Annotated in this window: 6 protein-coding genes and 1 pseudogene; 4 read left to right on the top strand and 3 right to left on the bottom strand. The window is 68.2% G+C overall.

Annotation, left to right across the window (positions count from 1 at the left end; all coding sequences use genetic code 11):
• Positions 1 to 33 precede the first annotated feature (33 nt).
• The 3 genes from HWX31_RS11905 (at position 34) to HWX31_RS11895 (ending at position 4,362) form a co-directional block, all read left to right on the top strand.
• Positions 34 to 1,617 (top strand): DUF3138 family protein, encoded by a 1,584-nt coding sequence (locus HWX31_RS11905; RefSeq protein WP_174965817.1) that lies wholly within the window; start codon positions 34 to 36, stop codon positions 1,615 to 1,617.
• Between the two features lie 100 nt (positions 1,618 to 1,717).
• Entirely contained in the window at positions 1,718 to 3,037 is a 1,320-nt protein-coding gene (locus tag HWX31_RS11900) for an NAD(P)/FAD-dependent oxidoreductase (protein ID WP_174965816.1), read from the top strand.
• A 23-nt stretch (positions 3,038 to 3,060) separates the two neighbouring features.
• Positions 3,061 to 4,362, top strand: coding sequence for an NAD(P)/FAD-dependent oxidoreductase (locus HWX31_RS11895; protein ID WP_174965831.1), 1,302 nt, complete (start codon positions 3,061 to 3,063; stop codon positions 4,360 to 4,362).
• Positions 4,363 to 4,431: 69 nt separating this feature from the next.
• Here the strand turns inward: HWX31_RS11895 and HWX31_RS11890 are convergent.
• From HWX31_RS11890 to HWX31_RS11880, 3 genes and pseudogenes are all read right to left on the bottom strand, one after another.
• Positions 4,432 to 4,800, bottom strand: a pseudogene (locus tag HWX31_RS11890) (GNA1162 family protein); the annotation flags it as partial.
• A 131-nt stretch (positions 4,801 to 4,931) separates the two neighbouring features.
• Positions 4,932 to 6,287 carry a glutathione-disulfide reductase gene (gene gor / locus HWX31_RS11885; protein ID WP_174965814.1) on the bottom strand — a complete coding sequence of 452 codons (1,356 nt, stop codon included), beginning with the start codon at positions 6,285 to 6,287 and terminating at the stop codon, positions 4,932 to 4,934.
• Between the two features lie 233 nt (positions 6,288 to 6,520).
• Positions 6,521 to 6,748, bottom strand: a complete 228-nt coding sequence (locus HWX31_RS11880; protein ID WP_042586494.1) for a hypothetical protein — start codon at positions 6,746 to 6,748, stop codon at positions 6,521 to 6,523.
• A 448-nt stretch (positions 6,749 to 7,196) separates the two neighbouring features.
• On the opposite strand from HWX31_RS11880, the gene HWX31_RS11875 reads away from it, so the two are divergent.
• Complete coding sequence (locus tag HWX31_RS11875; protein WP_175933917.1) at positions 7,197 to 12,071, top strand: RHS repeat-associated core domain-containing protein; 4,875 nt, start codon at positions 7,197 to 7,199, stop codon at positions 12,069 to 12,071.
• Positions 12,072 to 12,077: the final 6 nt, after the last annotated feature.

The raw sequence follows: 12,077 nt of genomic DNA, 5'->3' as shown, positions 1-12,077 counted from the left end.
TTTGCCGACATACGACCGCTAGGAGAATCCGTGATGAAGAAGAAACTGATCTGCCTGCTGGTGGCCGGCGCGCTGCCGGGCATCGCGCTGGCTGACTCGACGTCCGCCCAGATCAAGGCGCTGCAGGCGCAGGTTGCCGCGCTGCAGAAGCAGATGAAGGCGATGCAGGCGCAGCTTGCCGTGAAGCCGGGCGGCGCCGCGAGCGCGACCGCTCAGGCCGGCGCGACGTCCGGCGGCAAGCCGGTCGCCGTCGCGGCCGCCGATCCGGCGTCGCCCGACTACGGCCGTGCGCAGGCCATGCTGAGCAACGACGACGTGACCGAGATGAAGCAGCAGATCGCGAACCAGCAGTTGAAGGTCGACTCGCTGACGGACGCGGCGAACACCGGGCCGATCGCCGGCCTGTCGATCACCGGCTACATCGATCCGACCTACGTCTACAACCGCGCGCCGGGCACGTCGTCGTTCCTGTTCGCGAACCACGAGAGCGTGTACAACTACTTCAACAGCACGTTCGGCGACCTGTACCTCGACATCAAGAAGACCTTCGGCGTCGGCCCGATGGCGCCGTCGGCCGAGATCACGCTGATGCCGAACCGCGGCAACGGCATCACGCTGCTCTCGAACTCGCGCGGCAACATCGGCAACAACATCCTGAACACGGCGGTGGTCAACGTGCCGATCAGCGCGTCGACGACGCTCGTCGCCGGCCTGATCCCGAGCTTCGGCGGCTACGAGGTGCAGCAGTCGAACCAGATGCTCACGCTCACGCACAACCTGCTGTACGACTTCTCCGACCCGGGCAGCTACATCGGCGCGGGCGCGAACTACACGAAGGGCAGCTGGGCGTGGAAGTTCTTCGTCGGCAACGAGCAGTACCGCACCGCCGGTTCGGTCACGCAGACCGGCACCAACGCGCTCGGCGATCCGATCACGACCAGCAACAAGGTGCCGACCTTCACCGCGCGCGCGGACTACACGTGGTCGAGCGCGCTCGACCTCGGCGGTTCGTTCAACATCGGCCGCCAGACGCTGGGTAGCGCGATCGATTCGAACGGCAACGTCCACTACGGCCCCGGCGGTGCCGCGCCGAGCGCGTACGGCACGTTCTTCTTCGGCGAGGTCGACGCCACCTATACGCTCGCCGACGTGCAATACAACGCGGAAGTCGACTACGGCCGGCAGCAGCATGCGGCGTTCAACGGCGGCCTCGCGCAGTGGTACGGCCTGTCGCTGCTCGCGCACCGCAAGTTCAACGCGCCGGTGGTCGGCCGCATGGGCGTGACGCTGCGCTACGATGCCCTCGTGAACAGCAAGAACGGCGGCGGCGGTGGCGGCATTGCACTGAACGGCAACGGCATGGATACGAGCAACGGCTTCGGCGTCGATTCGGACTGTCTCGCGACGTCGAAGGCCGGCGGCGGCCTCGGCTTCGAGTGCAAGGGCGCGATCCGCCAGGACGTCGCGCTCGACCTGCTGTTCTATCCGACCCAGCAGATCACCGTGAAGGTCGAATACCGGCACGACTGGGCGAACAACAAGGTGTTCCTGCGCCACGACGGGTCGTACGGCAAGTCCAACGACCTGCTCGCGACGCAGTTCATCTACTCGTTCTGATGCCGGCCGCGCGGCGCGCCGTGCAGCGCGCACGGCGTGCCGCGCAACACTTCACGCAGGATTCCGGCGCATTGCGCGCCGCATGGAGGGAGTCGGTTTCATGAGCCAGTCTTTCACCCGCCGCGCCGACGCGCTCGCGCACGACTCGTACTACGAAGCGAGCGCCGCGCGCCCCGAGGGCGACGACCCGTCGGGCGGCGCTCCGTCGCTCGACGGCACGCTCGACGTCGACGTGTGCGTGATCGGCGCCGGCTTCGCGGGCCTGTCGACGGCACTCGACTGCCGCGCGCGCGGCTTGTCCGTCGCCGTGATCGACGCGCACCGGCCAGGCTGGGGCGCGTCGGGCCGCAACGGCGGGCAGGCGATCGCCGGCTTCGCGAAGGACGAGGCGATCGAGCATCAGCTCGGCGCCGACGGCGCGCGCGCGGCGTGGGCGCTGTCGCTCGACGGCGTCGCGCTGATCGCCGAGCGGATCGCGCGCTACGGGATCGACTGCGACTTCACGCGCGGCTACCTGACCGTCGCGACCCGGCCGCGCCGCATCGGCGGCCTGCGCGCGTGGATGGACTCGGCAACGTCGCGCTGGGGCCATCCGTCGCTCACCTGGCTCGACACCGACGCGATCCGCGCGCGCATCGCATCGACGCGCTATCTCGCAGGCGTCCACGATCCGCTGTCCGGCCACCTGCATCCGCTCAAGTACTGCCTCGGCCTCGCCGACGCCGCGCGCCGCGAAGGCGTCGTGCTGTTCGCGCACACGCCGGCGCTCGACGTCGTGCGCGGCGCGCGGCCCGTCGTACGCACGCCGTCCGGCGAGATCCGCTGCCGCTTCGTCGTGTCGTGCTGCAACGCGGGGCCGGGCGGCGTGCTGCCTGCTGCGACGGCCGCGCGCATCGCGCCGATCGCGTCGTACATCATCGCGACCGAGCCGCTCGGCAAGACACGCGCCGACGCGCTGATCGCGCGGCGCGAAGCGGTGTGCGACAACAACTTCTTGCTCGACTACTTCCGGCTGTCCGCCGACCACCGGATGCTGTTCGGCGGCCGTGCGAGCTCCGCGGGCGCGTCGCCCGCCGCGCTCGCGGGTGCGATCCGGCGGCGCATGGCCTGCGTGTTCCCGCAGCTTGCCGACGTGCGCGTCGACTACGCATGGGGCGGCTTCGTCGACGTCACGCGCAACCGCGCGCCGGACTTCGGCGCGATCGACCCGAACTTCTTCTACGTGCAGGGCTTCAGCGGGCATGGCGTCGCGCTCACCGGCATCGCCGGGCGCGCGGTCGCCGGCGCGATCGCGGGCGACGCGCGCGCGTTCGACCTGTTCGCGCGCCTGCGCCATCGCCGCTTCCCGGGCGGCGACGCGTGGCGGCAGCCCGCGCTCGAACTCGGAATGCTGTATCACCGCGTCCGGGAATTGTTCTGAGCCATTCATTCGTGTTCCTGACCATGCAGAATTTCGCGAACCAACCGCATGCCGCGTCGTACTACGCGGCCACCGCCAACGATGCGACGCATCATCCGCCGCTCGCCGGCGCCGTCGACGCCGACGTGTGCGTGATCGGCGCGGGCCTGACCGGCCTGTCGGCCGCGCTCAATCTCGCCGAGCGCGGCCATTCGGTCGTCGTGCTCGAGGCGTCGCGGGTCGGCTGGGCCGCGAGCGGCCGCAACGGCGGGCAGCTGATCGGCGGCTACGCGTGCGACATCGACACGTTCGCGCGCTACCTGCCGGACGCGGACGTGAAGCGCATCTGGGAGATGGGGCTCGAAACGCTGTCGCTCGTGAAGTCGCGCATCGCGCAGCACGACATCGAGTGCGCGCTGGTGCCCGGCTACCTGACCGCCGCGAACACCGCGCGCGACGCCGATGCGCTCAAGCGCTGGCGCGACGAAGCCGCAACGCGCTTCGGCTACGACCGCCTGCAGTTCGTCGAAGCGGACGAGCTCGGCGGCTACGTGCAGACGTCACGCTACCGCGGCGGCCTGTACGACCCCGACAGCGGCCACCTGCACCCGCTGAACTACACGCTCGGCCTCGCGCGCGCGGCGACCGGGGCCGGCGTGCGCATCCACGAGCAGAGCTGCGTGACGCGCGTGCGCGACATCCCGGCCGGCCATCTCGTCGAGACGGCGCAGGGCCACGTGCGCGCGCGCTTCGTCGTGCTCGCGTGCAACGCGTATCTGGGCGCGCTCGCGCCGGCGCTCGCGAGGAAGATCATGCCGGTCGGCACCTACGTGATCGCGACAGAGCCGCTCGGCGAATCGCGCGCCGCCGCGCTGATGCCGGCGCGCGCGGCGGTCTGCGACAGCCGTTTCGTGCTCGACTATTTCCGGCCAGCGCCGGACACGCGGCTCGTGTGGGGCGGCAAGGTCAGCTACTCGACGCGGCAGCCGCGCCATCTCGCGCAAGCGATGCGCAGCGACATGCTGAAGACGTTCCCGCAGCTCGCGGACGTGAAGGTGGAATACGCGTGGGGCGGCTTCGTCGACATCACGATGAACCGCGCGCCGCACTTCGGGCGGGTCGCGCCGACGCTGTATTTCGCTCAGGGATTCTCGGGGCACGGCGTGAACACGACCGCGCTGGCGGGCAAGCTGATCGCCGAGGCGATCGACGGGCAGGCGAGCCGCTTCGACCTGTTCGGCAAGGTCGCGCATCGCGATTTCCCGGGCGGCGCGCTATTGCGCACGCCGGCGCTGGTGCTCGCGATGAGCTGGTATCGGCTGCTGGATGCGCTCGGCGTGCACTAGACGTGTCCCGACGCCGAAGCGCACACGGCGCGCATGGCGCGCGCCGTGGCTTTCGCGGATGGCAGCCGGTCAGTCGGTGCCGTACTTGCGCGAACGCGGGCCGTACAGCAGGCCGGTCGGCGGGCCGGCCGACAACAGGCGATTGCTGGTCAGCGCGGCCACGTCGTGGGCCTCGTCGGTCAACGAATGCGCGATCTGCTTGACGGCGGCCTGCACGAGCACGCCGACGATCCCGAACCCGCCGACGTTCACGTTGTTGCCGAGATCCTTGCCGCTCGCGCTGCCTTTACCCTGCCACAGCACGTCGCCCGTTTTCAGGTCGACGAGCTTGGCCGACGCGGTCACCACCGTCGTGCTGTCGATGATCTGGTACACCGAGCCGTACTTCGAGACCTTCGAATACAGCGCGGCATCCGCGCCGAAGATTTCGCGCATTCGGAACCTTGCCGTTCGTTATATCGGCAATCGGGTCGCATTCTGCAGGGGCCGTGCGGTCGCGGCCCGCACGGATCCGCATGGATCGATCACCGGCGCGCATCCGGCGGCTGCACGCCGGCACGCACCACCGGTCAGTCCGCCGCCTTCTGCCGCATCGTGACGAATTCCTCGGCCGCGGTCGGGTGGATGCCGATCGTGTCGTCGAACTGCGCCTTCGTCGCGCCCGCGCGGATCGCGATCGCGATGCCCTGGATGATCTCGCCCGCGTCGCGGCCGACCATGTGCGCGCCGACCACGCGCTGGCTGTCGCGCGCGACGACGAGCTTCATCAAGGTGCGCTCGTCGCGCCCGGACAGCGTGTGGCGCAGCGCCTTGAACGACGTGCGGTAGACGTCGACGTCGCCGTGCACGTCCCGCGCGCGCGCCTCGGTGAGGCCGACCGTCGCGACCTCGGGCTGGCTGAACACCGCCGACGGCACCCATTCGTGATCGGCCGCGACGCGCCGCCCGCCGAACAGCGTCAGCGCGAGCAGGCCGCCGTCGCGCGTCGCGACCGGCGTGAGCTGCGGCCGCGACGTCACGTCGCCGATCGCGTGGATCGATGCGACCGACGTCGCGGAATACGCATCGACCGCGATCGCGCCGCGTGCATCGAGCGCGACGCCCGCCTGCTCGAGCCCGAGGCGCTCGACGTTCGGCACGCGGCCGGTCGCATAGAGCACCGCGTCGTACGGCCCGTGGTGCGTGCCGCCGACGCGCACCGCGAGCGTGCCGTCGTCCGCGCGCTCGATTGCGTCCACCTGCGCGCCGGTGTGGATCGTCACGCCCTGCTTCGTCATTTCGTCGGCGAGGAACTGCCGGACGTCGTCGTCGAAGCCGCGCAGGATCTGCGCGCCGCGATAGAACAGGTCGGCGCGGCTGCCGAGCCCGTTGAAGATGCCTGCGAACTCGACCGCGATATAGCCGCCGCCGACCACCGCGACGCGCGCCGGCAGCGTCGCGAGCGACAGCGCCTCGCGCGACGTGATCGCATGCTCGATGCCGGGCAGCGGCGGCAGCGACGGGCGCGAACCCGTCGCGATCGCGATGTGGCGCGCGGTGACGCGGCGCTCGCCGAGCGCGACCGTGTGCGCATCGACGAGCGTCGCGCGCGCCGCGTGCATCTCGACGCCGGACTGCCGCAGCAGGTTCACGTAGATGCCGCTCAGCCGGTTGATCTCGCGATCCTTCGCGGCGATCAGCGCGGGCCAGTCGAGCGTGCCGGCGCCGAAGGTCCAGCCGAAGCCCTGCGCGTCCTCGACTTCATGCGGGTAATGCGACGCGTAGACGAGCAGCTTCTTCGGAATGCAGCCGCGCAGCACGCAGGTGCCGCCGATCTGCTCTTCTTCCGCAATGCCCACGCGCGCGCCGTATTGCGCCGACATCCGCGCCAGCCTGACGCCGCCCGAGCCGGCGCCGATCACGAACAGGTCGTAGTCGAATTCCATCGCATGCCCTCATCGAGTTCGGATGACGGCACGATAGCAAGATTCCGGTTTTCCTGCGGCGCGCGGCGCCCGCGCATAAAAAAACGGCGAGAGACCTTGCCTCTCGCCGATCAATCCGGCTGCCGGGTTCGCCATGCGTCACCGATCGACCGCATGCCCGACCCGCCGGCTGCGCGACGCCGGCTCGCCCGTCCGCGCGGCTTGCGCCGGCGCGGCCGAGCCGGCCGCCATGCTCATGCCTGCGACGTGTCGCCGCCGTCGGTCGCCTGCGTGTCGTCTGCCGCCTGCTCGGGCTTCTCTTCCTTCTTCTCGAGCATGCCTTCGAGCGCTTCCGCGCCCTTGAAGCCCGCGACGGCCGCCGCCGCCTTGGTCAGGAGACCCGCATCCGGATCGACTTTCTCTGCCGCCTCGACGGCCGCCACGGCGCCCGCGATTTCGCCAACGGTGTTCAGGATACCCATCATCATCCCCTTTCAAGGTCAATCGAGAGACGCATCGTCCCACGAAGAAAAACCGGCCGACAGCGTTTGTCATCACCGGATACACAATTTACCGCGCGCGCCGGCAAGCGGCGAGCGATGCATGCAGCTTAGCGGAACGCCTGTGCGCGCACTGTAAAAGACTGTTCCGGAATGCCGACGAACGGCTTACGGATCGTGCGTCGGGCGTCTCGCACAGAATCGGGATAGGAGCGGCCATTCCATTGCGACCCTACATATGGGTCCGCTTCAGTACGCGAATTAAAAAATGCGCTTGTACGATACCAACACCGCAGGTTTTCGATGCGTCACTCGCGTTCGTCCGTGAACATTGTTGCGGACCGTTGCCGTTTGCTGGACGTGCGTTCGGCCATCCGTTATCCATTCAGCTTCCGCAAAAAAATCGAATGCTGAGAGAACAGGACAACCCATGGCCGGCCCCGAAACCCTTCGCACCCCGCAGCGCCAGATTCCCAAAGCCCTCCAGCAGAACGCCGAAGCCCGGCGCGTGATCGTCAGCCCGGTTCCCGCGCCCGCGACCTCGCCGAAAGTGGCCGCCGCCCGCGCCGAATCGGTCAAGCACCATAGCCTCGAGATCTTCATCCAGTGCCTGTACATGCTGCCGGTCGTCGGCAACGCGATGTCGCTCTACGACGTCGGCGTCGACATCTATCGGATCTGCAGCGAGCCGGGCGGCGCGAAGAAGGTCCTCAGCTGGAGCATCCTCGCGATCGACGTGATCGGCGTCGTGCCCGCGGCGGGCAATGCGACCCGGCCGGCCCGCGCGGTCGTCAAGGAGGTGTTGCTCGCGTTCGCGAAGGGCGCGGGCACGGCGGCGCTGGTCGAGCTGTTCTGGGCCACGGCCGGCGGCGACGTGATCGCGTTCATGGCCGATCTGGATACGCACCTGAAGCGATGGAAGAACGACATCGTCAAGGGCGTGCGCGACGCGTCGCAGACGGTGCGGCGCTTCGTGATCAATCCGGTCTCGGCTGCGGAGCAGATGGGCCGCATCCAAAAGAACAGCGGATTCCTGTCCTGGGTGCCGTCGACCGAGGAAGTCGCGCTGCACGGGATCGATCAGCTGCTCAAGCTGTCCGGTCAGCGCGACGCGATCGTCGCGTGGCTCGACGAATTCGACCGCAACACGGGGCCGATGCTCGACGCGGCGTTCGGCGATGTGGCGCAGGCCGGCAGCCTGCTGTTCATGGCCGCGCAGATCACCGCGGAGATCAAGGCGCGGCGCGCGCGCAAGGTGCCGTCGCATGTCGCGCAAGTCGCACCGGGCACGATGCGGGCGCCACACCAGAAGCGCGGCGCGCATCGCGATTCGACGCAGAAGGGTGCGCAGCCGAGCCCGCTGCCGGCGAAGGACGGCTGCGGGTGCCCGCCCACCGCGAGCGCGAAGCCGGTCAATTACGCGATGGGCGACGAGAACCTCGAGCAGACGGACTTCGTGCTCGACGGGATCGTGCCGATCGTGTGGACACGGCGCTACCGGTCGAGCCTCGCGGCGTACGACGCGAGTCCGCTCGGTGCACGCTGGAGCAGCCCGTATCACTTGTCGCTGGAAGAACGGGACGGCGTGCTGACGTTCTTCGATCCCGACAACCGGGCGGTGCCGCTGCCGCCGGTGGGCGTGGGCGAATCGGTCGAGGTGCCGACCGAGCAATTCACCGTCACGCGTCCGGATAATCGGCACATTCAACTGGCCTATCCCGACGGCAGTCGAGAGGATTACGAACGGCATGGCACGCGCTATCGCCTCATGTCACGCCAGGGACGAGATGGTCTTGGCCTGACCTTCTCGTACAACGAAGCCGGCGAACTCGCCACGCTCAGCGACGGTGCGGAGAACGCGATCCGCCTCGAATACGTCGACGGACGCGTCGTGGCAATTTATCGCACCAGCGTGCCGGGCCTCGCCCGGGAAGCGCTCGCCCGCTACACCTACGACGCGGCGGGCGACCTGACCGGTCACGTCGACATGCTGGGATTCCGGCGCACGTACGCGTACCAGCAACACCTGCTCACGCGCTACACGGACTTCAACGGCAACGCCGCGAATCTGGAATGGGACTGGCCGGGCCAGCGCGCAGGCGCGCCCGCGCCGGCCGACGCGCAGTGCGTGCGCACCTGGCTCGGCGACGACGGACCGCACCTCCAGGACGAGACGCATTTCGAGTACCACCGCGAGCACTGGTACACGAAGGTCACCGATGCCGACGGCCACGCGACGATTCACCGCTACGACTATCACAACCGGATCGTGCTGGTCGAATACGCGGATGGTTCGACGGACGCATTCGAATGGGACGCACACCACCGTCTCGTCGGCACCCAAAACGCACTGGGCCACACGCAGCGCTTCGACTACGACGCGCAGGGGCGCCTCACCACCGAGACGGACGCGCTCGGCAACACGACACGCACCGAATACAACGCGGACGGCTTGCCGATCCAGGTCACGGCGCCGGATGGCCGTGTCACGCAGACCGACTACGATTCGCTCGGCCGGCCGGTCACGGCGACGGACGCTACGGGCCGGACCACGCGCTACGCATGGGACGGCAACGGCCGCCTGCTGTCGCTGACCGACCCGAAAGGCGGCGTGAAGCGCTTCCGCCACGACAACGCGGGGCGGCTCGTCGAGTCGATCGACTGTTCCGGCCACGCGACGCGCTACGGCTATGACGAGCGCGGCCACCTGTCGCGCGTCACCGATGCCGAGGGCCACGCGACGCGCTACCGCTGCGACGCGCGGGGGCAAGTCATCGGCGTCACGCATCCGGACGGCGTCGAGGAGCACTTCACGTGGGACGGCGAAGGCAACCTGCGCACCTACCGGGACGGCGCGGGTCAGGTGACGGAATACGCGTTCAACGCCCGTCGGCAGCCGACCTGGCGCAAGGATGCGGCGGGCCGGCAACTGACGTATGCGTACGACCTGCAGTGGCGGCTGACCGCGCTGACCAACGAGAACCGGGAGCAGACCCGGTTCCGCTACGACCCGCTGGGGCAGCTGATCGAACAGACGGACTTCGACGGCAGCACGACCCGCTACCGGTGGGACGAGGCGGGCCGGCTGGCCGGTTCGACCGAAGGCGACGTCAACACGACCTACACGCGCGACCCGCTCGGGCGGCTCACGCGGCGCGAGATCGACGGGCCGGATGGCCGCGGCCGGGTTGCCGAGCACTTCTATTACGACGCGCGGGGCCGGCTGACGACCGCGCAGGGCCATGGCAGCAAGGTCCGGCTCCATTACGACGATGCCGACAACCTGATCGCCGAGGAGCAGACCCACAGCCCGGACACGGGCGTCGCCTACACGGCGGTGACGCGGCACGAATACGACGCGCTCGGCCACCGGATTCGGACGCAGTTGCCGAATACGCGCACGATCGACTGGCTGCGCTACGGCTCGGGCCATGTACATGGGGTGCTGCTGGACGGCCAGCAGCTGGTCGATTTCGAGCGCGACAAGTTGCATCGCGAGATCGCCCGCCGTCACCGCAGCTTCGAGCAGCGGCGCGAATACGACCCGGCCGGGCGGCTGCAGCGGATGATCGTGCGCCGCGATGCGCACGCGCTGCCGACGGACTGGATCGCCGCGCGGCAGTACCGGTACGACGCGGCGGGCCAGCTGACGCGCATCGAGGATCGCACGCGGGGGGCGACGGACTACACGTACGATCCGGTCGGACGGCTGCTGAAGGCGGTGACGCCGGACCTGAAGGAAGTCTTTGCGTTCGATCCGGCCGGTAATCCGATTGATCCGGAGCAGCTTCCGCCGCGCCCGACCGAGGAAACGCTGGACGAGATGACGGCGCGGCATGGCCGGGCTGCCGCGCGAGATGCGGAATGGCGGCACGCGCATCCGGGCCAGGAAGAACCGCGGGCCCACTTCGAGCGACGCCAACAGGAGGCGGCGGAATACTGGAGGCTGATTGAGTGGGAACGCGCGTTGCCGAAGTGCGTGGGCAACGTGCTGAAGGCGCTGAACCGCACGCGCTACGACCATGACGCGCACGGCAACCTGATCCGCAAAACCGAGCCGGGCGGCGTGACGTGGCTGTACGCATACGATGCGGCGAACCGGCTGAAGCGGGCCGATCGCTACGCGAAACCGCCGGCGGCGAACGAGATCGACCGGCTCGAGCGGACGCCGGACGGCACCGCGTTCATCCCGGGCACGGTGCGGCCGGTCTTGCAGGTGAGCTTCGAATACGACGCGTTCGGGCGGCGCACGCTGAAGGAGGCGGGCCGGCCGGACGGCAGCATCGACCGGACGGTGTTCACGTGGGACGGCGACGTGCTGCTGATGGAAGAGCGCTTCCACCTGCCGCCGCGGCAGCCGGGCGAACGTGAGCCGCTGACCTTCCGCCCCGTGCAGATCGTACGCGAGGATCCGGACGACCCGTACGCGCTGCCGGTGGCGCAGCGGATGCATACGCTAAGCGAGCGGCATCAGTGGCAAGGAGCGTCGCTCTATCTGCATGAACCCGGCACGTTCGTGCCGCTGGCGCGGCTGGACGAGACGCTGGTGGAAGCGGCGTTCATAGCGACGGGGACGGATGGCCGGTTCGTGCAGGTGCCGGCGAAGACGCGGCACGCGACGCTGTTTTACCAGAACGATCATCTGGGGACGCCGCAGGAACTGCTGGACGAGTCGGGGAAAGTGGTGTGGTCGGGTCGGCATCGGGCGTGGGGCGCAGAGAAGACCGTCTGGCAGGCACAGCCGGAACGCCATGAAGCGGGGAACCCGATCCGGTTCCAGGGCCAGTACCATGATGACGAGACGGGGCTGCATTACAACCGGCATCGGTACTATGATCCGCAATCAGGACGCTTCGTGTCGAAAGATCCGATCGGATTGGCCGGCGGGATCAATGTCTATCAATACGCTTCGAATCCGATAAGCTGGATTGATCCACTTGGATTGACGAAGAAAAAATGCCCTTGCCCTGACCGTCTTCCTAACGAGGCAATTGTATGTAGAGGCGGTAGTTGTACTGCCGAGAAGTTTCGTCAGGGATCTGGTGTCACTGTCGGTGCAGACGGAAAACTAGATGGAGTTTCGGTAAACAGTGCTACGGGAAGGTCACTAGACGAACTGACTGATGGTATCCCGCATGGGAAGGTCGGTGTTACAACGGTCGGAAATGTTAGGGCGGCAGGCGGCGATGTGGTTGCATCGCCAACTAGAAACAATCCGAATCATGCAACCTTATCGGGAATAACAGCGGAACGCGCAGAGGCACTCATGACGCCGACTGTCCGCAATCCAAATGCAAGAAAGTAGGTGGAA

It is taken from the genome of Burkholderia ubonensis (genome assembly GCF_902833085.1).
Lineage (GTDB): Bacteria > Pseudomonadota > Gammaproteobacteria > Burkholderiales > Burkholderiaceae > Burkholderia > Burkholderia ubonensis.
Note: the sequence above shows the minus strand (reverse complement) of the source record. Positions and strands in the feature narration are given on the sequence as shown.